16 protein-coding genes and 1 other annotated feature are annotated in these 22,691 nt (G+C 41.4%); of the genes, 2 read left to right on the top strand and 14 right to left on the bottom strand.

Translation table 11 applies throughout. The features are described 5' to 3' along the window. Nucleotides 1-387: 387 nt before the first annotated feature. The 5 genes from BM057_RS02405 to rpsL form a co-directional block, all read right to left on the bottom strand. Nucleotides 388-1,392 (bottom strand): branched-chain amino acid aminotransferase, encoded by a 1,005-nt coding sequence (locus BM057_RS02405; protein WP_092091318.1) that lies wholly within the window; start codon nt 1,390-1,392, stop codon nt 388-390. A 243-nt stretch (nt 1,393-1,635) separates the two neighbouring features. Further along, a complete protein-coding gene (tuf, locus tag BM057_RS02400) occupies nt 1,636-2,823 on the bottom strand; it encodes an elongation factor Tu (RefSeq protein ID WP_092091270.1) in 1,188 nt (395 codons plus the stop codon). A gap of 136 nt (nt 2,824-2,959) precedes the next feature. Beyond that, entirely contained in the window at nt 2,960-5,050 is a 2,091-nt protein-coding gene (gene fusA / locus BM057_RS02395) for an elongation factor G (protein WP_092091268.1), read from the bottom strand. A gap of 90 nt (nt 5,051-5,140) precedes the next feature. After that, a complete protein-coding gene (gene rpsG, locus BM057_RS02390) occupies nt 5,141-5,611 on the bottom strand; it encodes a 30S ribosomal protein S7 (RefSeq protein ID WP_047393165.1) in 471 nt (156 codons plus the stop codon). Between the two features lie 40 nt (nt 5,612-5,651). Then, a complete protein-coding gene (gene rpsL / locus BM057_RS02385) occupies nt 5,652-6,065 on the bottom strand; it encodes a 30S ribosomal protein S12 (protein ID WP_047393162.1) in 414 nt (137 codons plus the stop codon). 343 nt (nt 6,066-6,408) lie between these two features. Here rpsL and BM057_RS02380 point away from each other — a divergent pair, with 343 nt between their 5' ends. Next, nucleotides 6,409-7,173 (top strand): prepilin peptidase, encoded by a 765-nt coding sequence (locus tag BM057_RS02380; RefSeq protein ID WP_092091266.1) that lies wholly within the window; start codon nt 6,409-6,411, stop codon nt 7,171-7,173. 101 nt (nt 7,174-7,274) lie between these two features. Here the strand turns inward: BM057_RS02380 and BM057_RS02375 are convergent, their stop codons facing one another. From BM057_RS02375 to BM057_RS11620, 9 genes are all read right to left on the bottom strand, one after another. Further along, nucleotides 7,275-8,201, bottom strand: a complete 927-nt coding sequence (locus BM057_RS02375) for an NADP-dependent oxidoreductase (RefSeq protein ID WP_092091264.1) — start codon at nt 8,199-8,201, stop codon at nt 7,275-7,277. Nucleotides 8,202-9,056: 855 nt separating this feature from the next. Beyond that, nucleotides 9,057-12,689 carry a DNA-directed RNA polymerase subunit beta' gene (gene rpoC / locus BM057_RS02370; protein WP_092091262.1) on the bottom strand — a complete coding sequence of 1,211 codons (3,633 nt, stop codon included), beginning with the start codon at nt 12,687-12,689 and terminating at the stop codon, nt 9,057-9,059. Between the two features lie 460 nt (nt 12,690-13,149). Next, nucleotides 13,150-16,713: a DNA-directed RNA polymerase subunit beta gene (gene rpoB / locus BM057_RS02365; RefSeq protein ID WP_047393151.1), complete on the bottom strand. Its 3,564-nt coding sequence runs from the start codon at nt 16,711-16,713 to the stop codon at nt 13,150-13,152. An 898-nt stretch (nt 16,714-17,611) separates the two neighbouring features. After that, nucleotides 17,612-18,253: a class I SAM-dependent methyltransferase gene (locus tag BM057_RS02360; protein WP_092091258.1), complete on the bottom strand. Its 642-nt coding sequence runs from the start codon at nt 18,251-18,253 to the stop codon at nt 17,612-17,614. 269 nt (nt 18,254-18,522) lie between these two features. Further along, nucleotides 18,523-18,891, bottom strand: a complete 369-nt coding sequence (gene rplL, locus BM057_RS02355; protein ID WP_047393148.1) for a 50S ribosomal protein L7/L12 — start codon at nt 18,889-18,891, stop codon at nt 18,523-18,525. 77 nt (nt 18,892-18,968) lie between these two features. Continuing rightward, nucleotides 18,969-19,469 carry a 50S ribosomal protein L10 gene (gene rplJ, locus BM057_RS02350; protein WP_047393146.1) on the bottom strand — a complete coding sequence of 167 codons (501 nt, stop codon included), beginning with the start codon at nt 19,467-19,469 and terminating at the stop codon, nt 18,969-18,971. Nucleotides 19,470-19,515: 46 nt separating this feature from the next. After that, nucleotides 19,516-19,638, bottom strand: a sequence feature (ribosomal protein L10 leader region). A 62-nt stretch (nt 19,639-19,700) separates the two neighbouring features. After that, a complete protein-coding gene (gene rplA / locus BM057_RS02345; RefSeq protein ID WP_047393143.1) occupies nt 19,701-20,390 on the bottom strand; it encodes a 50S ribosomal protein L1 in 690 nt (229 codons plus the stop codon). A gap of 100 nt (nt 20,391-20,490) precedes the next feature. Then, nucleotides 20,491-20,916 carry a 50S ribosomal protein L11 gene (gene rplK, locus BM057_RS02340; RefSeq protein WP_047393141.1) on the bottom strand — a complete coding sequence of 142 codons (426 nt, stop codon included), beginning with the start codon at nt 20,914-20,916 and terminating at the stop codon, nt 20,491-20,493. 277 nt (nt 20,917-21,193) lie between these two features. Further along, the gene (locus tag BM057_RS11620) at nt 21,194-21,730 is read right to left on the bottom strand and encodes a hypothetical protein (RefSeq protein ID WP_052181926.1); all 537 of its coding nucleotides are present in this window, start codon (nt 21,728-21,730) and stop codon (nt 21,194-21,196) included. 163 nt (nt 21,731-21,893) lie between these two features. Here BM057_RS11620 and BM057_RS02330 point away from each other — a divergent pair, with 163 nt between their 5' ends. Beyond that, nucleotides 21,894-22,688, top strand: coding sequence for an NRDE family protein (locus BM057_RS02330; protein WP_092091256.1), 795 nt, complete (start codon nt 21,894-21,896; stop codon nt 22,686-22,688). The last annotated feature ends 3 nt before the right edge of the window (nt 22,689-22,691 follow it).

Here is a 22,691-nt window from a genome sequence, read left to right as displayed (position 1 = left end):
TGGTCACAGAACCTCTTCCTGTGAACAAGTTACGGTAATAAAGAGCTTGACTTGTTTACAGAACCTCTTCCTGTGAACAAGTTGCAGTAATAAAGAGCTCGACTTGATCACAGAACCGCCTCCTATGAACAAGTTGCTGTAACAAAAGAGCTCGACTTGTTTACAGAACCGCCTCCTGTGAACAAGTTACAGTAATAAAAAAGGCGACTTAGTCACAGAACCTCTTCCTGTGACTAAGTCGTCTCTTTTATAGAAGCATCAATTATAGAAGCCTCAATGAACCCTTTGCTGTCAGGCTTCTCTTTGATTACGCCTATGCGATAAAAGAAGCATTAATCGCAATGAGATATAGAATAGCTAACTAGAAAAGTTTAGAGAAAGCTTTCTCTAAACTTTTTCGATCCAGCCTTCTGGAGCTTCAACATCTCCATATTGAATGCCGACCAATTCGTCATAAAGCTTTTTAGTCCATGGTCCAACTTCAGTCTCACTATAAAAGACATGGAAGTCGTCTCCATTTTGGATGCCTCCGATTGGCGATATCACTGCTGCTGTTCCGCAAGCGCCGGCTTCTGCAAATTGATCCAGCTGATCAACATAGACATCTGTCTCGCTCACTTCCATTCCCAATCGTTCTTTTGCCAAATATAATAAAGAATATTTGGTGATGCTCGGCAATATCGATGGGGAAGCAGGTGTAATAAAGCGATGATCTTTTGTAATACCAAAGAAATTGGCTGAGCCCACTTCTTCGATTTTTGTATGAGTTGTCGGGTCTAAGTAAATGGCATCGCTGAATGATCGTTGATGCGCTTCAGCTCCTGGCAGCAAACTACCGCCATAATTCCCGCCAACTTTAGCAGCGCCTGTTCCATTGCCGGCTGCTCGGTCATAAGAAGAAACCAAAAAGTTTGTCGGTGTCAACCCGCCTTTGAAATAAGGCCCGACTGGTACACAGAAAATAGAAAAGAGATATTCCGGTGCCGGTTTTACTCCTATATTGTCTCCTACTCCGATCATGTAAGGCCGTAGATACAAAGTGCCTCCCGTTCCATAAGGTGGCAGATATTTTTCATTCGCTTTGACAACTTGCTTGCAAGCGTCAATAAAGACTTCTGTTGGCATCGTCGGCATCATCAAACGACGACAACTCCGCTGCATCCGTTCAGCGTTTTGATCAGGGCGAAACAAATTGATTTCTCCATCTTTTGTCCGGTAAGCTTTTAACCCTTCAAAACATGTTTGTCCATAATGAATAGCAGTTGATCCTTCACTGATATGGACTTTATTGTCTTCTGTCAACGATCCACCGTCCCAATGGCCGTCTTTCCAAAAAGAAATGTACCGCAAATCTGTTTTAATGTAGCCGAAGCCTAAGCTATTCCAATCCATTTCGCTTGAATCTATCACATCTATCACCTCAAAAGTATTATTTGTACATTAGTCTACCATAGTTTTTTTGGAAAAATGACCGCTAGAAAAAGAAAAAATAAAAATAACGTTCCTATTTTTGTCTTTTGCTTCCACCTATTCTTAATGAAGTGAGTTCAAAAAGATAAATGAGCTAAAAAAAAGAGGCTCTGCTGTTTGCACAGCAGAAACCTCTTTTTTAATCATTGTAACTGTTTTGAAAAATTATTTAACAACAGATGCTACAACGCCAGCGCCGACTGTACGTCCACCTTCACGAATCGTGAATTTAGTACCTTCGTCTAAAGCGATTGGAGCGATCAAGTCAACTTTGATTGTTACGTTGTCTCCAGGCATAACCATTTCTGTACCTTCTGGTAACTCAATAACACCAGTTACGTCAGTTGTACGGAAGTAGAATTGTGGGCGATAGTTTGCGAAGAATGGAGTGTGACGTCCGCCTTCTTCTTTGCTCAAGATATAAACTTCGCCAGTAAATTGAGTATGCGGAGTGATTGAACCTGGTTTAGCTAAAACTTGACCACGTTGGATGTCTTCACGTGAAATACCACGTAACAAAGCACCAATGTTGTCTCCAGCTTCAGCGTAGTCTAACATTTTACGGAACATTTCAACACCTGTAACAGTTGATTTACCAGTGTCGTGGATACCTACGATTTCAACTTCATCTCCAACACGAACTTGTCCAGCTTCTACACGACCTGTAGCAACTGTTCCACGTCCAGTGATTGAGAATACGTCTTCGACTGGCATCATGAATGGTTTGTCAGTGTCACGTTGTGGAGTTGGGATGTATTCGTCGATAGCATCCATCAATTCCATGATTTTGTTTTCGTATTCTTCGTCGCCTTCTAAAGCTTTAAGAGCAGAACCAGCAATAACTGGAGTGTCATCACCAGGGAATTCGTATTCTGTTAACAAGTCACGAACTTCCATTTCTACTAATTCTAATAATTCTTCGTCGTCAACCATATCAACTTTGTTTAAGAAAACAACGATGTATGGAACACCAACTTGGCGTGACAATAGGATGTGTTCACGTGTTTGTGGCATTGGACCATCAGCAGCAGATACTACTAAGATAGCTCCGTCCATTTGAGCAGCACCAGTGATCATGTTTTTAACATAGTCCGCGTGTCCTGGGCAGTCTACGTGAGCGTAGTGACGGTTTTCAGTTTCATATTCAACGTGAGAAGTTGAGATCGTGATTCCACGTTCGCGTTCTTCTGGAGCTCCGTCGATTGAAGCGTAGTCTTGTGCAGTACTTGCAAAACCTTTTTTAGCTAATACAGTTGTAATTGCAGCAGTTAAAGTTGTTTTACCATGGTCAACGTGTCCAATAGTTCCAATGTTAACATGGGGTTTTGTACGTTCGTATTTTTCTTTTGACATTGTGAAAATTTCCTCCTCATATTTGAACTTAATTTTATGGAATAAGGACAAACGGCAGTCTGCCCCTATTCTTTAGTAAGAATTATAACGATTTTTTTGAAGAAAAGCAATACTTTACGGCTTATTTAGCACAGGACTAACCTGCGTTGCCGCCGTTTTTCTTGATGATTTCTTCGGCAATTGATTTTGGTACTGGTTCGTAGTGATCGAACTGCATAGAGAATGTACCGCGACCTTGTGTTGAAGAACGTAATGTCGTAGCATAACCGAACATTTCAGATAGTGGAACCAAACCTTTAACGATATTAGTATTTCCACGAACTTCTGAACCTTCGATGCGTCCGCGACGAGCACTGATGTGTCCCATGATATCTCCCAAGTATTCTTCAGGAATCGTAACATCGACAGCCATCATTGGTTCTAAAATAACAGGGCCAGCTTTTTTAGCAGCATTCTTCAATGCAAGAGAAGCAGCAACTTTAAAGGCTGTTTCACTTGAGTCGACATCGTGATATGAACCATCGTAAAGTTTAGCTTTAACGTCTACTAATGGATAACCGGCAAGAACACCGTTTTCCATAGCCGCTTCTAAACCTGAGTCAACAGCTGGGATGTATTCACGAGGAACAGCTCCCCCAACGATTGCATCTTCAAATTCATAGCCAGCACCTTCTTCGTTTGGTGAGAATTCAATCCAAACGTGTCCGTATTGACCTTTACCACCTGATTGACGTACGAATTTACCTTCAGCTTGGCAAGCTTTTGTGAATGTTTCACGGTAAGATACTTGTGGCGCACCAACAGTAGCTTCAACGTTGAATTCACGTTTCATACGGTCAACAATGATGTCTAAGTGTAATTCACCCATACCAGCAATAACCGTTTCACCTGTTTCGTGATCTGTTTCAGCACGGAAAGTAGGATCTTCTTCAGCTAGTTTTTGTAAAGCGATACCCATTTTATCTTGGTCAGCTTTAGAATTTGGTTCGATTGCAACTTGGATAACAGGCTCTGGGAATTCCATAGATTCAAGAATAACTTGAACTTTTTCATCACTTAGCGTGTCACCAGTAGCTGTATCTTTCAAACCAACAGCAGCTGCGATATCTCCAGAGAATACTTCAGGAATTTCACTACGAGAGTTAGCGTGCATTTGTAGGATACGTCCCACACGTTCACGTTTACCTTTTGTAGCGTTCATAACATATGAACCAGCTTCTAACGTACCTGAGTATACACGGAAGAATGTTAGACGTCCCACATATGGGTCAGTCATTACTTTAAAGGCTAAAGCTGCAAATGGTTCTTCATCATCTGCATGATGTTTGATGACTTCATCAGGATCATCTACACTGTATCCTTCAATTGGAGGAACATCCAATGGAGATGGAAGATAATCGATGACTGCATCTAGCATCATCTGAACACCTTTGTTTTTGAAGGCAGAACCACAAAGAACTGGATAGAATTCAACATTGACCGTAGCTTTACGGATTGCTGCTTTCAATTCATCTTCTGAGATGTCTTCGCCTTCTAGATATTTCATCATGAAATCTTCGTCTGTTTCAGCAACAGCTTCAAACAATTTCGTGCGCCATTCTTCAGCCATTTCTTGGTATTCTTCAGGAATATCTTCTTCACGAATATTCATACCTAAGTCATCTTCGTAAATTTCAGCCTTCATTTTAACCAAGTCGATAATTCCAGTGAAATTATCTTCAGCACCGATCGGCAATTGAATCGGATGAGCATTTGCTTGTAGACGATCATGAATCGTACCTACAGAATATAGGAAATCTGCACCTAGTTTGTCCATTTTGTTTACAAAAACAATACGGGGAACACCATATGTTGTTGCTTGACGCCAAACTGTTTCTGTTTGAGGTTCAACACCTGATTGTGCATCAAGTAAAGCAACAGCACCATCCAATACACGTAGAGAACGTTCAACTTCAACAGTGAAGTCTACGTGTCCTGGTGTATCGATGATGTTTACACGGTGACCTTTCCAGGCAGCAGTTGTTGCAGCAGAAGTGATCGTGATTCCACGTTCTTGTTCCTGCTCCATCCAGTCCATTTGTGAAGCACCTTCATGAGTTTCACCAATTTTGTGGATACGACCAGTGTAATAAAGGACACGTTCAGTCGTTGTTGTTTTACCAGCATCGATATGAGCCATGATTCCGATATTACGGGTATTTTCTAGAGAATATTCTCTCTTTGCCATCTTGGAATTACACCTCTCTTACTTATTTCTTTTTATGTCATGTTTAAGTGTGATGTTTAAGCTGCCGACAAATCGACAGGTTTAACGATCTTACCAGCGATAGTGAGCGAAAGCTTTGTTAGCTTCTGCCATTTTATGTGTATCTTCACGTTTTTTAACAGCTGCACCAGTATTGTTAGCAGCGTCCATGATTTCTCTAGCAAGACGTAGTTCCATCGTGTCTTCACCACGTAGGCGAGAGTAGCTGACTAACCAACGAAGTGCCAATGCTGCGCGACGTTCAGGACGTACTTCAACTGGAACTTGGTAGTTAGAACCTCCTACACGACGAGCTTTAACTTCAAGAACTGGCATAATGTTTTTCATAGCTGACTCAAAAACTTCCATTGGGTCATTACCAGTTTGTTCTTTAACCATATCAAATGCATTATAAAGAATAGTTGCAGCTTTACCACGTTTACCGTCAACCATTAAACGGTTGATCAAACGAGTAACCAATTTTGAATTATAAATTGGATCTGGCAACACATCACGTTTTGCGACAGGACCTTTACGAGGCATTCAAATTCCTCCTTTCAACAATGATTTCATTTAGTAGTGATTAATTTTTAGGTTTTTTCGTACCATATTTAGAACGGCTTTGTTTACGGTCAGTAACACCAGCTGTATCTAAAGCGCCACGAACGATGTGGTAACGTACCCCTGGCAAGTCTTTAACACGGCCTCCACGAATAAGAACAACACTATGTTCTTGCAAGTTGTGGCCTTCACCTGGGATATAAGCTGTTACTTCGATCAGGTTAGACAAACGAACACGTGCATATTTACGTAATGCTGAGTTCGGTTTCTTAGGTGTCATTGTACCTACACGAGTACAAACACCGCGTTTTTGTGGAGAGTAAACAGTTGTTTGTCTTTTAGCTTTGCTGTTATACCCTTTATTTAAAGCTGGAGATTCAGATTTTTCAATTTTCGTTTTACGAGGTTTGCGTACCAATTGGTTAATTGTTGGCATGTTTCTGCCTCCCTTCCAAATGTTATCTTTCTAATCCCACACATCCAGGTGTTTCTTTTTAATAAAAAAAAGAAAGGTTGCTCTACAAACAACAACGCAGATGTGTGTGAAAGGCTCTTGCAACAACAGTCAGCACGACTGAAGAACAGGAATCTGCGTACAAAAGCACCTTTTGAATAATAACACGTCTGCCTTCTGCTGTCAACATTTTATCTAAAGAAATTATTTGCATTTTCTGAAAGCCTTCTCAGCTCCATCCTGCTTTGAACAAAATATCCTCTTCATCAACGGTTTCTCTTTTATTTTGCGTATCTTACATTAGATCTTAAAAGGAGTGATTCACATGTCAGACAGTTTTATCTTATTCTCTCTTTTATTGTATGGATGCATTTGGGGTTCTTTTTTGATGGTCGTCGGCTTAAGGGTCCCGCTGCATCAATCGATCATCTCTACCCCTTCTCATTGCCCCCACTGCCAGCACCGTTTATCAGCGTTCGAATTGATTCCCGTCCTCTCGTATCTTTTGCAACGGGGAACCTGTTATCAATGCCATCGCAAGATTCCGCCTCTCTATCCGCTAACAGAGAGTTTAGCTGCTGGCTTGTTGGCACTCTCTTACTTTAAGGCAAATGGCGACCTATTTTTCTTTCTTCAACTTTTTTTACTGCTCACGTTCGGTCTTATTTTTTTCGTTTCTGATCTTTCTTATCAACTGCTTCCTGACGTCATTATGCTGCCTTTTCTGCTACTATCATTGGTCTGGATCTTTTACGCCCACCCCACTCAGCTGATGATCCGAGGTTTTACAGGTTTAGTTTTTTTCTTGCTTTTCAGCTTGATGTACCATTTTTATCCAGGCAGCATCGGCGGCGGAGACGTCAAATACTTTGGCATTCTGGCTTTTTTGGTTGGCTACCAGCAAATGATCCTGGCTTTGCTGCTGACTTCTTTGTCTGCTCTATTGATTTGTCTGCCGCTCTACCTTTTGAAAGGCTACGATAAAAAGCAGCCTATCCCTTTTGCGCCATTTATTTTCTTTGGTTCCTTTACAGCAGTTTATATAGGAACAGCTTTTTTTCAAAGTTTACCGATTTTCCTTCTGCCCTGACTAACGACCTTTTTCCCAAATGAATGTGCAGACCAAAAAAGCTGTTCTTTATCCATCTTTCTCTACTCATGGACAAAGAACAGCTGATGCACCTGTTTGCCTTAATCTTCTGCTATACGAAGCAAGATTCTGCCTTGACCGTGTCCTGTCTCACATTTCATTGTAGCTGCTTGTACTTGCTCTTCTGTAAAATCATACACGCTCTCAATTACAGTTTTCACGATACCCACAGCCATTAGTTCAGCCAATTTGTCCAAATCTTCCAGCGTTGGGCTTTCTTGACTGTAGATCAGATCGATTCCCATTGCTTTAGCCTCTTCAGAAGCAGCGTTTTCGACCAAAGAAACAAGACGACCACCTTGTTTCAATACGTGCAAAGAACGTTCTTGCACTTTTCCGCCGATCAAATCTACTACCAGATCGACTTTCTCTGTCATAGCTGTTTCAAAACTTTCCGTTTGATAATCGATCGCTTGGTCTATCCCAAGCTCTCTTAAAAAGTCTTGATTTTTTGATGAAGCGGTTCCGATCACCTCTGCTCCCTTCCACTTCGCTAACTGGACAGCAATGTGTCCTACTCCTCCTGCTGCGCCTTGAATCAAAACGCGCTCATCCGATTGCAGCTTTCCTTGTGTAAACAATGCTTTCCAAGCCGTTTCTGCTCCTGCAATAATCGCAGCAGCTTTTGCAAATGTCAGCAACTTCGGTTTATGATTGAGCTGAGATTGGGGAATTCTTGCAAACTCTTGATAAGCGCCACCTTTTGTACGGCCGAACACTGGATCTCCTACTTCAAAACCTGATACTGCTGTTCCCACTTCAACAATTGTTCCAGACACCGCAATACCGGGAGTATAAGGGAATTTCTTTTTCATCACTTTTCCCTGACGAATTTTCGTATCGATCGGTAAGACTGCAGCAAAGGCAACCTTGATCAACACTTCATCTGCTTTTGGCTTAGGACGTTCAATCTCTTGCATATTTAAAACATCTGGTTTACCAAATTCACTCACGCGTATGGCTTTCATTTTCTTCACCTCAGTTTATTTTCTTTATCTCTACTTTCTTGACGCCAATCCTCTTGTTAGCTGCTTCTTCTTCCCTTCAACCTTAACATACCTAGCTACTGTTCAACATTCATAGGTATTGAAAAAGCACGTCTCTGCCTTAGAAAGTTTTGTTTGCAGCTCTCTGACTTTCAAAAATGCTGTCAAGACTCGTCCATGACGAGTCTTTTCCTTTTGTTCCAGTAGAAGATAGGCGATTGACTCGCCTATCATCCTCATAGCGAAGGGCTTAAGCACCTATCTATTCTATGTTTCGCTCAAACTGAATGCAGCTCTTGAGTTCGTCATTAACGTCTCTTATTAACTAACTCGAACTGAATGTGGCTCTTGAGTTTGTCATTAACGTCTCTTATTAACTAACACGAACTAGATGCGGCTCTTGAGTTTGTCATTAACGTCTCTTATTGACTAACTCAACCTGAGTGCAGCTCTCGAGTTCGTCATTAACGTCTCTTATTGACCTACTCAATCTGGGTGCGGCTCCTGAGTTTGTCATTAATGTCTCTTTTTGACTAACTCAAACTAGATACAGCTCTTGAGTTCGTCATTAACGTCTCTTATTAACTAACTCGAACTGAATGTGGCTCTTGAGTTCGTCATTAACGTCTCTTATTGACTAACTCAAACTAGATGCGGCTCTTGAGTTTGTCATTAACGTCTCTTATTAACTAACTCGAACTGAATGTGGCTCTTGAGTTGGTACGTTCTGCTGCCCATTTGTTATCAGTCGGTCCTTTTGCTAGAAGTATATACAAAAAAGCAACCGCGACCAGGATGTTCTCCTGATCTTGGTTGCTTTCTTTACTTTTTAAAGGCTTATTCTTGTTCGGCTTCTGCTTCAAGTTGATCATTGATGCTGTAAACATTTTCGCTGACAACACCGATGCCTTTTGGTTCCATGTTGCGATATTTCCGCATACCAGTACCAGCAGGGATCGTTTTACCAATGATAACATTTTCTTTCAGTCCAAGTAATGGATCACGTTTGCCACGAATAGCGGCATCTGTTAATACCCGAGTTGTTTCTTGGAATGAAGCGGCAGATAGGAAGCTGTTCGTTTCAAGGGAAGCTTTGGTGATACCAAGCAATACTTGACGACCAGTTGCAGGCAATCCGCCTGTCATTAGGGAGTTTCTATTTTCTTTCATAAAGTCGTGTACATCAATCATTGTACCAGGAAGCAATTCAGTGTCGCCTGGATCAAGGACACGTACTTTATGCATCATTTGACGAACCATTACTTCAATATGTTTGTCACCAATTTCTACCCCTTGCATCCGGTATACACGTTGTACTTCTTGCAACATGTATTTTTGAACCGTTACAACGTTGCTGACGCTTAATAGTTCTTTCGGATCGATCGAACCTTGAATCAAAGCATCTCCACGATAAACGATGTCGCCTTCAGCTACAGTCATGCGGGCAGTAAATGGAACACTATAGGTTCTTGTATCGGTTGCGCCTTTGATGACAACTTCTTTTGTACGGTCAGCAGGTTTTTCTTCAATAGAAATAACTTCACCAGTAACTTCTGTGATCACTGCACGACCTTTTGGATGACGTGCTTCAAAAATTTCTTGGATACGAGGAAGACCTTGAGTGATATCGTCTCCGGCAACCCCACCAGTATGGAAAGTACGCATGGTCAACTGAGTACCTGGTTCACCGATTGATTGAGCAGCGATCGTACCAACTGCTTCACCAACTTCGACTTCAGCACCTGTTGCCAAGTTACGTCCATAACAGTGTTTGCAGACACCATGTGGCGTGTTACAAGTAAAGGCTGAACGAATCGTCACTTCTTCGATACCAGTGTCAACGATCGTTTTAGCCAAATCTTCTGTGATCAAGTCATTCTTGCTAACAATGATTTCGCTCGTTGCAGGATGAACCACAGATTTCATTGCATAACGTCCAATTAAACGTTCTTCCAATGTTTCAATGATTTCATTTCCATTTTTGATAGCACGAACGGTCAAACCGCGATCTGTTCCACAGTCATCTTCACGAATGATGACATCTTGCGCAACGTCAACCAAACGACGTGTCAAGTAACCAGAGTCAGCTGTTTTCAGAGCCGTATCGGTCATTCCTTTACGGGCACCGTGCGTTGAAATAAACATTTCCATAACTGACAAGCCTTCACGGAAGTTAGAAGTGATCGGCAATTCCATGATTTGTCCATTTGGAGCGGCCATCAATCCACGCATACCTGCTAACTGAGTAAAGTTGGAAATGTTACCACGTGCTCCAGAGTCAGACATCATGAAGATTGGGTTGCTGTCTTCCAACATGTCCATCAATCGTAATTGAATCGTGTCCTTAGCAGCATTCCAAACGTCGATAACACTTGTATAACGTTCTTCGTCTGTGATCAAACCACGACGGAATTGTTTCGTGATTTTCTCCACTTGCTTGTGTGCTTGTGCTAAGATTTCAGGTTTTTCTTTCAAATGGTTGATATCAGCGATACCAACAGTGATACCTGCTTTTGTTGAATGTTTGTAACCCAAGTTTTTCATTCGGTCAAGCATGTTAGATGTTTCTGTCACTTTAAACCGTTTGAAGACTTCCGCAATGATGTTTCCTAAGTTTTTCTTCTTAAATGGCGCGATCAATTCTTGCTCTTTGATATGAGCTGGAATATCTGTTCCATAAGAAACGAAATACTTATCTGGCGTTTGAACTTCAAGGTTAACTCGTGTTGGTTCATTCAAGTAAGCAAATTCTTTTGGCATGATTTGGTTAAAGATCAATTTACCCACTGTTGTGATCAAGATCTTATCTTTTTGCCATTCTGTAAATGGTTTTTCAGGAATATCTTTCGCTTGGATACCAATACGTGAGTGCAAGTGTACATAACCTTGTTGGTAAGCCAATTCTGCTTCTTCGATACTGCTGAAAGTCATTCCTTCCCCTTCACGTCCAGCTTCTTCCATTGTTAGGTAATAGTTACCTAAAACCATATCTTGGGAAGGTGTAACAACTGGTTTACCATCTTTAGGGTTCAAAATGTTTTGAGCACCTAGCATCAACAAGCGTGCTTCAGCTTGTGCAGCATCACTTAATGGAACGTGGACAGCCATTTGGTCTCCGTCAAAGTCGGCGTTATAAGCTTCACACACCAACGGATGCAAACGGATCGCTTTTCCTTCGACCAATACAGGTTCAAAAGCTTGGATCCCTAATCTGTGAAGTGTAGGTGCCCGGTTCAATAGAACAGGGTGTTCACGGATAACTTCTTCTAGGATGTCCCAAATGTCGTCATCTTGACGTTCGATTTTGCGTTTTGCATTTTTGATGTTGTTTGCAAGGCCGCGTTCGACCAATACTTTCATGACAAATGGTTTGAATAACTCAATTGCCATACCTTTTGGCAAGCCACATTGATACATTCTCAAAGTTGGTCCAACAACGATAACAGAACGTCCAGAGTAGTCAACACGTTTACCAAGCAAGTTTTGACGGAAACGTCCTTGTTTCCCTTTCAGCATGTGAGACAAGGATTTCAAAGGACGGTTACCTGGTCCAGTAACGGGGCGACCGCGACGGCCATTGTCGATCAACGCATCAACAGCTTCTTGCAGCATCCGTTTTTCATTTTGCACAATAATATGAGGTGCATTTAGGTCTAACAAGCGTTTCAAACGGTTATTCCGGTTGATCACTCGACGATACAGATCATTCAAGTCACTCGTTGCGAAACGTCCGCCTTCTAATTGAACCATTGGACGGATTTCAGGAGGGATAACAGGAACGACATCCATGACCATCCATGAAGGTTCATTGCCTGAAGATTTGAAAGCTTCTAGAATGTCCAAACGACGAACAGCACGGGTCCGTTTTTGACCAGTTGCCGTTGCCAATTCTTCTTTCAAAACATCGATTTCTTTATCTAATTTTACGTCGTTTAATAACTGTTTAATGGCTTCTGCACCCATTTCAGCTTTAAACTCGTTGCCGTATTGAGCACGTTTTTCACGGTATTCTCTTTCAGAAAGTAATTGTTTCTTTTCAAGAGGCGTGTTGCCTGGTTCGATGACAACATAAGAAGCAAAGTAAATAACTTCTTCTAATGCACGAGGGCTCATGTCCAAAATCAATCCCATTCGGCTAGGAATACCTTTGAAGTACCAAATGTGTGTAACAGGAGCTGCCAATTCAATGTGTCCCATACGTTCCCGACGAACTTTTGAACGTGTTACTTCTACGCCACAACGGTCGCAGACGATTCCTTTGTAACGGATCCGTTTATACTTTCCGCAGGCACATTCCCAATCTTTTGTTGGCCCAAAGATACGTTCACAGAATAGGCCGTCGCGTTCTGGTTTTAATGTACGGTAGTTGATCGTTTCAGGTTTTTTTACTTCGCCATATGACCAACTGCGAATCTTGTCCGGAGAAGCCAGACCTATTTGCATACTTTCAAAATTGTTAACATCTATCAAGGGGCGTACCTCCCTTTATTATTGTTGAGCTGCCCTAACTGCTCATGTTGGTTCTTGCTTCTTTTTCATTTTTTATCAAACGGACAGCACCACAACAAACTTGTGGCGCTCCGCGTTATCATGACTCTTACGATTTCGATTGCTTAGAGACAGAATACACTTTGCCGAAATGGCAACAGTGATTCCGATAACGGTTTTACTTTTTCACTCTGAATTGTAGGTAAGCTGCGCGAGGTAGTGGCTCGGGTAAAATTCAAAAGTCGCTCGCATGCGCGGGATGCTCTGCGCCTCGCTTTTTCATTTTCCTGTCGCCCCTATCGACCTCGCTCCGCATCCTATTCTTAGTTGAGCTGCGCGAGGTAGAGTCTCGGGTAAAATTCAAAAGTCGCTCGCATGCGCGGGGTGCTCTGCGCCGCGCTTTTTCATTTTCCTGTCGCCTCTATCGACCTCGCTCCGCATCCTATTCTTCTGTGGTTTCTGCTGCTTGTGCTTCTGCTTCTTCTTTTGCCGCTTGTGCTTCAGCGAATTTTTTCAGTGCGTCTACTGGTGCTTCTTCGTCGTCATCCATGTCACGCAATTCGATTTCTTCGTCGTTTGCATCCAATACTTTCATATCCAGTCCAAGTGATTGCAATTCTTTCACTAATACTCGGAAGGATTCAGGTACACCTGGTGTTGGGATTGGTTCGCCTTTGACGATTGCTTCATAAGTTTTCACACGGCCAACCACGTCATCTGATTTGTACGTTAAAATTTCTTGCAAGGTATATGCAGCACCGTAAGCTTCCAGTGCCCAAACTTCCATTTCTCCAAAACGTTGTCCACCAAATTGAGCTTTACCTCCAAGTGGTTGTTGTGTAACCAATGAGTAAGGTCCAATTGAACGAGCATGCAATTTGTCATCGACCATGTGAGCCAGTTTGATCATGTACATGACCCCAACTGTTACACGGTTGTCAAATGGTTCACCAGTACGTCCGTCATAAATGACTGTTTTCGCATCTGCAGCCATTCCTGCTTCTTTTACCGTATCCCAAACATCTTCTTCGCGTGCTCCGTCAAATACTGGCGTAGCAATGCGGATGCCAAGGTTACGAGCAGCCATACCCATGTGTGTTTCAATAACTTGTCCGATATTCATCCGAGATGGTACCCCTAATGGGTTCAACATGATATCGATTGGTGTACCATCAGGTAAGAATGGCATGTCTTCTTCTGGAAGGATCAAAGAAACGACCCCTTTGTTTCCGTGACGTCCAGCCATTTTATCCCCAACGTTGATTTTACGTTTTTGAGCAATATAAACACGAACCAACATATTTACGCCTGGAGATAATTCATCGCCAGCTTCGCGTGTAAAGATTTTTACATCGTGTACTGTTCCGCCGCCGCCATGTGGCACACGAAGAGAAGTATCACGAACTTCACGAGCTTTTTCTCCAAAGATAGCATGTAACAGACGTTCTTCAGCAGATAATTCTGTAACACCTTTAGGAGTGACTTTACCAACAAGCAAATCGCCGTCTTTAACTTCAGCTCCAATGTGGATAATGCCTCTCTCATCAAGGTTCTTCAAGGCATCTTCACCGACGTTTGGAATTTCACGCGTGATTTCTTCAGGTCCAAGTTTTGTATCACGTGCTTCAGATTCAAATTCTTCAATGTGAATAGAAGTATAAACATCATCTTTGACTAAGCGTTCACTCATGATGACCGCATCTTCAAAGTTGTACCCTTCCCATGTCATAAACGCAACTACTGGGTTTTGGCCTAAAGCCAACTCGCCTTGGTCCATAGAAGGTCCATCTGCTAAGATTTCGCCTTTGTCAACGCGGTCTCCTGCAGCAACGATCGGACGTTGGTTGTAGCACATACCAGCATTTGAACGTTGGAATTTGATAACAGAATATTTGTCTAACGCACCGTTGTCTTGACGGACGCGAATTTCTTTGGCATCTACAAACTCGACGACACCGCTATTCTTACAAGTCAAAGCAGCTCCAGAGTCTTTTGCTGTTACGTGTTCCATACCTGTTCCAACATAAGGTGCATCAGGATTGATCAACGGTACAGCTTGACGTTGCATGTTCGCACCCATCAACGCACGGTTGGAGTCGTCATTTTCTAAGAAAGGAATACATGCTGTTGCGACAGCAACTACTTGTTTAGGAGAAACGTCCATGTAGTCAATGCGGTCGATCGCTACTTCTAAGTTTTCATCGACATAACGAGCCAATACGGTGTCATTTGCAAAGGTACTGTCCTCATTTAATGGCGCATTCGCTTGTGCGATCACATAGTTGTCTTCTTCATCAGCAGTTAGGTAGTCGATGACATCTGTAACTTTGTGTGATTCGCGGTCAACACGACGATAAGGTGTTTCAATAAAACCAAATTTATTTACTTTTGCATAACTAGATAAGCTGTTGATCAGCCCGATATTCGGTCCTTCAGGTGTTTCGATCGGACACATACGGCCATAGTGAGAATAGTGAACGTCCCGTACTTCATAACCGGCACGGTCTCTTGTCAAACCACCGGGTCCTAAAGCAGATAACCGACGTTTGTGCGTCAATTCGCCTAGCGGATTCGTTTGGTCCATAAATTGAGACAATTGAGAAGAACCAAAGAATTCTTTGATTGCAGCTACAACTGGACGAATATTGATCAGTTGTTGCGGCGTCATTGTCGCCATATCTTGGATAGACATCCGTTCACGAACCACACGTTCCATCCGAGACAAACCGATTCGGAATTGGTTTTGCAGCAATTCACCAACAGAGCGGATACGACGGTTACCTAAGTGGTCGATATCATCAACATTGCCGATCCCTTCTTGCAAGTTAAAGAAGTAGCTCATTGCAGCTAAGATATCTGCAGGTGTGATGTGTTTGTAATCTTCAGAGACGTTTCCATTGCCGATCATATTGATCACACGTTCTGCGTCTACTTTTGAAAATACCTTAACAGATTGTAAAGTGATTGGTTCTGGTGTAACACCATCTTCACTTGGGTAGTACGTGACATTATTGATGCCGTTATCCAAGTAAGGGTCCAATTTATCCATTTGTTTACGATCCAACAATGTGCCAGCTTCAACAATGATCTCCCCTGTTTCAGGATCTACTAAAGTTTCAGCGATCGTTTGGTTGAACAAACGTGTTTTCAAGCTTAATTTTTTGTTGACTTTGTAACGTCCTACAGCAGCCAAATCATAACGTTTTGGATCGAAGAAACGAGCAGTTAGCAAGCTTCTTGAGCTGTCAGCTGTTTTAGGTTCGCCAGGACGCAATCGTTCGTATACATCTTTTAGGGCTTCTTCTACGCGTGAGTCGCTTGCGTTTTTGTGCAAGTCTTTCTCTAATGTTAAACGTAAAGATTCATTTTCTCCCAAGATTTCCAAAATTTGGTCATCTGAGCCAAAACCGATTGCCCGAACCAAGACACTCAATGGGATTTTACGTGTACGGTCAATACGGACATATGAAACATTTTTAGCATCTGTTTCAAATTCCAACCATGCTCCGCGGTTCGGGATCAACGTTGAACCAAAACCTTCACGGCCATTTTTATCTACTTTTTGGTGGAAATAAACACCAGGTGAACGGACCAATTGAGAAACGATAACACGTTCAGCACCATTGATGACAAATGTACCCATTTCAGTCATTAATGGAAAGTCGCCAAAGAAGACTTCTTGGTCTTTGACTTCTCCTGTTTCTTTATTGATCAAGCGCAATTTCACATACATTGGTGCAGAATAGTTTGCATCATGTGCACGTGCTTCTTCTAATGTATATTTAGGTTCTTGTAGTGTGTAATCTAAAAATTCCAAAGACAAGTTTCCGGCAAAATCTTCGATTGGGGAAATGTCTTTGAACATTTCGCGCAATCCTTCATCTAAAAACCATTGATAAGAATCTGTTTGAATCTCAATCAAATTAGGCAGCTCTAATACTTCATTGATTCGTGCATAACTTCTACGCGTACGGTGTTTTCCGTAATTTACTAAATGGCCTGCCAACCTGTTCACCCCTCAAATGATTTTTAGTATCTTTTTAGCCCGTCTAAAAAACATTACATTTCTGTTACAATTACGAAAATGCAGTAACAAATAACAGATAAACTGAATTTTAGACCAAAAAAAAACCAAAAGACTGTGAACTTTTTCGAAAAAAATCACTGTTTCTTTTGTTTTTCCTTTTAGCATTAAGAATTGGACAATATTTCAACTCAAAAATGCCGTAACTATCGATACTATTGCATTAAATTATTTTAAACGAATTAAAGAAGAAAGTCAACACCTAAAATTCACCTAAATCGTGTCAATGAGTCGTTAGCAAAAAAACTTTGCATTGATGCCGACTATCTTTTTTATTTTCATCTTCTTTTAACAAACGGTCCTATTTGCAGGACAAACAAATTGCTTTTCACCGGTGAGGTATGAACCTCTTCGAACGGTATTGCACTTTGTTCTGCAGAAGTTCACTTGACCCGCTGTTTCTGCAAGCGTTTGGGAAACATACACCTGCTTATTTAGACATACTACTTTAGCGAGTGTCATAAAACATTCACCCAACGTAAAGAACAATGGCATTTTTCTGCCGAACCGAACAATAGCTTTGGTTTCGCAAGCTTTCTCCGCTTCCTTTAGCGTTGAGCTGTTCCCGAGAACTTGTAACAGCCGCACACCCGCTGCACTGAGTTGCTTGCGTTATTCTTATAAGTGCCAAAAACATCTCTTATCACATACTCCAGCCTAATGTTGCTTCTGAGTGTGGCATAAACGGTCTCTTATCTCGTACTCGAACTCGTTTCTGCTTCTGAGTGTGGCATAAAGAGGCTTTTATGTTTTATTTGGTACCCATACTGCTGACGAGTATGTGTTTCTTCTTTGCTGGGCTGTTTGCGTCAGGATTACGTCAGTCTTCGTTTTCTAACCGCGTTTCTTCACATCCTGTAATTTTCACGCTTTTTAGGATCCAGTAGCCTTTATCTTTTTCAACAATCTCGACATTTCCAAAGGTTTCTGCCATCTTTTTTTGTGCGCTTGGTGCGCCTTGTTTCTTTTGGATCACAATAACTAACACACCGCTTTCTGCTAGGAGCGGATAAGATCCCGTCAAGATCTCATGTACTACTTTTTTTCCAGCACGAATAGGCGGGTTGCTGACAACAGCTGCTAGTTTTTTCCCTTCAACGGCTTCATATATATTGGAAACATGGATGTTCACATTGTTGATCTCATTTTGGGCAGCATTTTTCCGAGCCAATGCAACTGCCCGTTCGTTAACATCAACCATCTCCACTTCTCTAGCTGGTTCAGTTTTTGCAAAAGCTAACCCGATTGGTCCATAGCCACAACCTACATCCAGCAAATTTCCAGACGGCAAAGATGAGAAATCCATCGTCTCGATCAGCAGCCGTGAACCAAAGTCAATCGTACGCTTAGAAAATACACCTGTATCACTCGTAAAACGAAAAGTCTGCCCCAATAAGGTATATGTCCATGTTGACTCGTCGCTCTCTGCATGAGGCTTATTTGTATAATAATGATCTGCCATAAGTTCCTTCCTTTCTTTTTGGTCTCTTTGAACGCAGCTTTCATCGGTTGGCAATTTATTTCTGCAAGAAGTGCTTCGTCTCCTTCCAGCTGGTCACTCATCAACCAAGAATTGAAGCATTCTATATTTAATGTTGATAGAATATTTTAAAAAGCTGCTATGAACTTTCTTTTGGAACCTTCACCAAAAATCATAACATAAGAACTGAAAAAAAGGGATATGTGCCATTGCTGACCCATACCCCTTTATCGTTAAACGTCCTTGAGAAATTATTTAACTTCTACAGCTCCGCCAACTTCTTCGATTTTAGCTTTCAATTCTTCTGCTTCTTCTTTAGAAACATTTTCTTTGATTGGTTTTGGAGCTTCGTCAACTAATGCTTTAGCTTCTTTCAAGCCTAAGCCAGTAGCTTCACGAACAACTTTGATAACTTTGATTTTAGCTGAACCAGCAGAAGTCAATTCTACTGTGAATTCTGTTTGTTCTTCAGCAGCAGCTTCACCAGCGCCACCTGCTACAGCTACAGGAGCAGCTGCAGTTACGCCAAATTCTTCTTCAATTGCTTTTACTAAGTCGTTTAATTCTAATACTGTTGATTCTTTTAAATCAGCAACGATTTGTTCAATGTTTAATGCCATTGTTTGTTTCCTCCATTATGTTCTATTCTTTTTTTTATTTTAACTTGCTTTTGGTGCTTGATAGAAGTTCGCTTTAATTAAGCAACTTCTTCTTTTTGGTCTGCCACAGCTTTGACTGCAAGTGCAGTGTTGCGGACAGGAGCTTGAAGTACTGATAACAGCATAGAAAGCAATCCTTCGCGGTTTGGTAGTTTTGCGATAGCTTGGATTTCATCGACTGAAGATACTTTACCTTCAATAACGCCGCCTTTGATTTCTAAAGCTTCTGCATTTTTTGCAAAGTCTGCAATAATCTTAGCTGGTGCAACGACATCTTCTTTACTGAACGCTACGGCTGTAGGTCCTTTGAATACATCGTCCATACCTTCGATACCAGCTGCTTTAGCTGCACGAGACAGGATCGTGTTTTTGATGACTTTCATTGAAATTCCTGCATCACGTAATTGTTTACGTAATTCAGTTACTTCTTCAACCGTTAATCCACGGTAGTCAACCACAACAACGGATACTGCTTCTTTAAAGCTATCTGCTGCTTTTTCAACTAGTACTTGTTTCTTAGCAATTGCTGCTTCACTCATTGACGTTTCACCTCCTGATCATTTGGCTGGAATTTCCTATTTTCTTTTAAAAAATAAAAAAACCCCATGTCACCTTAGACATAGAGAGAGTGTGTATGCGAACATATCATCCTCGGCAGGACATTAAGGCTGCGCCACCTGCTGTCTTCGGTAATAAGTTAATTCTATTGACTTAACCTAGAAGAGTGTATCAGTTATCCTCTTCCAGGTCAAGCATTTTTTTATGTTAAATTAGAAACTAGATGGATCTACTTTCACGCCAGGTCCAAATGTTGAAGTGATGGACAAGTTTTTGATGTAGATACCTTTAGAAGTTGAAGGTTTAGCCTTCATTACAGTGTCTTGCATTGTTTTGAAGTTTTCAACTAATTTTTCTGCGTCAAAAGAAACTTTTCCGATTGGAGCATGCAAATTACTTTGTTTGTCCACACGGTAAGTTACTTTACCAGCTTTGATTTCGTTAACAGCTTTTGTTACATCCATTGTAACTGTACCTGTTTTAGGGTTTGGCATTAAACCTTTAGGTCCAAGGACACGTCCAAGACGACCAACTTCACCCATCATGTCTGGAGTTGCAACGACAACGTCGAAGTCCATCCATCCACCATTGATTTTTTGAACCAAGTCAGAATCACCAACGTAATCTGCGCCTGCTTCTTCTGCTTCAGTCGCTTTAGGACCTCTAGCAAAAACTAAAACTTTTTGTGTTTTCCCTGTTCCGTTTGGAAGAACAACTGCACCACGAATTTGTTGGTCAGCTTTTTTAGGGTCAACGCCTAAACGATAAGCAACTTCAACAGTTGCATCAAAGTTTGCATAACTGATTTCTTTGATCAAAGCTACAGCTTCTTCTACTGAATAAGCTTTTGAGCTATCTACTTTTTCTAAAGCAGCTAAATACTTTTTGCTTTTTTTAGCCATGATTTATTTCCTCCTTGAATGTGGTTGTAACGGTTTAACCTCCCACTTACTTCCCGCATGAGATACATGCGAGGAGATACTGAGAAGCTTTGAAAGCAGATTAGTCTTCTACAACAAATCCCATGCTTCGAGCAGTACCTTCGACCATTCTCATTGCAGCTTCTACATCTGCAGCGTTAAGGTCTTGTTGTTTTGTTTCTGCGATTTCTCTAACTTGGTCACGAGTAACAGTAGCCACTTTTTTCGTGTTTGGTTCGCCAGAACCTGTTTCAACGCCTGCAGCTTTTTTCAACAAAATTGCAGCTGGTGGTGTTTTTGTTACGAATGTAAATGAGCGATCTTCGTATACAGAAATAACAACTGGAATAATCATTCCTGCTTGGTCGGCTGTACGTGCATTGAATTCTTTACAGAACCCCATGATGTTTACTTGTGCCTGACCTAATGCTGGACCTACTGGTGGAGCAGGACTTGCTTTACCTGCAGGGATTTGCAATTTTACGACATTAACAACTTTTTTTGCCACGAGACATACCTCCTTGATTTAGTCCGTGATGTGGTTTAATGGGGTTAAGATTTCCCCTTCCACTTATGTTGTGTCCAGACGAGTTTGCCTAAACACACTAAAATATCTTATCATCATTGGCTTCAAAGTGCAACAACTAAAATCAGTTTTCGCTTTTTTGTTTTTAGCTGCCGTCCACTGAAAGTGAAAACTCCAGTTATTTTCACTTCTTCTGCCCTTCACTCGGCAGTATTCATCCATATTGGTTTCATTTCTGCTTAGCGGGACTGTCTTTGATTCATTTTCTCAAATCAGAGCGGTATTTGATTGGCTCTTGTTCTTCTACCTTTAGCTCTTCATCCTTTGGTTCTTCATAGACTGCAGATTGAACAGGACGGCTTTTCTTTTTCCTCGCTTTTTTCGGTTTTCGATTTGACGTTGATCTTTTGCCCCATCTTAAGAACTTGAATAAACCATAAAAAGCACCCGCTATGACAGCATAAACAATGAAGAAAACGATAAAGCCCCATAATCCTGCGACAGCATCAGCAAACTCCATATTGCCGCTCTGTGTGACAGCTTGCTGGATCTCAATTGCAAATACAAATACAACCATTAAGATAAAGGCAAAAATAAAAGCAATGATCGTCGTACTGAATTTCAATTGTTGAATGATCTTGACCAATACAAATAAAGCAAAAAAAGTCAGCATACCAATCATACCCACAACAAAGAAATGCAGTTCTTTGTCAGACATCGCAACGCCAACCCAAGATTGCATAGCATCATGAATACGATTCATTGCTTCCGACAATAGTGAAATCATTTCTCTCATTCTTTTTCACTCGCTTTCTATTTCTATTGCGCTTATTATAATGAATTTCCCTTTCATTTACTAGCGAACAAAACAGCAAACTATCAATGCAACAACTGTCCTTCTATAATAAGAGATGAGACAATCAAGACAATTAGCCATCCATTGAAAGGAGCAGCAGCTGATGTGCACTTTAGGATTCCAATTACATCCCGCCGCAACCTATCGTTTTGTATTTGCGGGCAATCGCGACGAAGCTTATGATCGTCCGACAAAAGCTATCCACTTTTGGCCAAACAAACGTCAATTGATCGCCGGTCAAGATCTTCTTCATAAAGGAACGTGGCTCGGATTGACTAGAAGCGGTCGTTTCGCTGTCGTCACGAATATTCATGCACAACAAAAAAAACAAGGCTTTCAAAGGCAAACTTCAAGAGGAAATTTAGTCAAAAGCTTCTTGACTGAAACGGTTTCAGCTGAAGACTTTGGCAAAAAGCTAAAAGAAACGCGCCAGCAATATGCTGGATACAACTTTCTGTTTGGAGATATTCAAAGAGACAAGTTGTTTCATTACAATAATCTAGAAGACAACTTAACATCGGTGTCGCATCATGTCCACGGTATCAGCAATGCTTCTTTGGATACCCCTTGGCCAAAACTTGAAAAAATAAAGGCTGGAATCGCAAATTTAAATAAGACCGATCCTCAGCAAGATGCTGAGTACTTATTTCAACTGCTGCAAAACAACGAAAAAGCCGCTGATGAGCAGTTACCTAAAACAGATCTTCCAATCGAACTTGAACGAGAAGCGTCCTCTATATTCGTTCGTTCTCAAAAATATGGCACAGTCAGTTCATCTGTGATCCTGATCGATCAGCAGTGGAATGTGCTTTTTAAAGAAAAACGATTCGACCAAGATGGCGAAATAGAAGAAAACACCTATACTTTTCGCTTAACCGATACAACAGAGATACTCTGAATA

It is taken from the genome of Pisciglobus halotolerans (assembly GCF_900113675.1).
Lineage (GTDB): Bacteria > Bacillota > Bacilli > Lactobacillales > Carnobacteriaceae > Pisciglobus > Pisciglobus halotolerans.
This window is presented reverse-complemented; position numbering and strand designations above follow the sequence as displayed.

What these genes read in the sequence shown, in the direction of transcription:
- BM057_RS02405 (WP_092091318.1), bottom strand. Translation starts at nt 1,392, where the DNA reads ATGGATTGGAATAGCTTAGGCTTCGGCTACATTAAAACAGATTTGCGG.
- BM057_RS11620 (WP_052181926.1), bottom strand. Translation starts at nt 21,730, where the DNA reads ATGAGAGAAATGATTTCACTATTGTCGGAAGCAATGAATCGTATTCAT.
- BM057_RS02375 (WP_092091264.1), bottom strand. Translation starts at nt 8,201, where the DNA reads ATGAAAGCCATACGCGTGAGTGAATTTGGTAAACCAGATGTTTTAAAT.
- BM057_RS02330 (WP_092091256.1), top strand. Translation starts at nt 21,894, where the DNA reads ATGTGCACTTTAGGATTCCAATTACATCCCGCCGCAACCTATCGTTTT.
- tuf (WP_092091270.1), bottom strand. Translation starts at nt 2,823, where the DNA reads ATGTCAAAAGAAAAATACGAACGTACAAAACCCCATGTTAACATTGGA.
- rplJ (WP_047393146.1), bottom strand. Translation starts at nt 19,469, where the DNA reads ATGAGTGAAGCAGCAATTGCTAAGAAACAAGTACTAGTTGAAAAAGCA.
- BM057_RS02360 (WP_092091258.1), bottom strand. Translation starts at nt 18,253, where the DNA reads ATGGCAGATCATTATTATACAAATAAGCCTCATGCAGAGAGCGACGAG.
- BM057_RS02380 (WP_092091266.1), top strand. Translation starts at nt 6,409, where the DNA reads ATGTCAGACAGTTTTATCTTATTCTCTCTTTTATTGTATGGATGCATT.
- fusA (WP_092091268.1), bottom strand. Translation starts at nt 5,050, where the DNA reads ATGGCAAAGAGAGAATATTCTCTAGAAAATACCCGTAATATCGGAATC.
- rpsG (WP_047393165.1), bottom strand. Translation starts at nt 5,611, where the DNA reads ATGCCTCGTAAAGGTCCTGTCGCAAAACGTGATGTGTTGCCAGATCCA.
- rplA (WP_047393143.1), bottom strand. Translation starts at nt 20,390, where the DNA reads ATGGCTAAAAAAAGCAAAAAGTATTTAGCTGCTTTAGAAAAAGTAGAT.
- rplL (WP_047393148.1), bottom strand. Translation starts at nt 18,891, where the DNA reads ATGGCATTAAACATTGAACAAATCGTTGCTGATTTAAAAGAATCAACA.
- rpsL (WP_047393162.1), bottom strand. Translation starts at nt 6,065, where the DNA reads ATGCCAACAATTAACCAATTGGTACGCAAACCTCGTAAAACGAAAATT.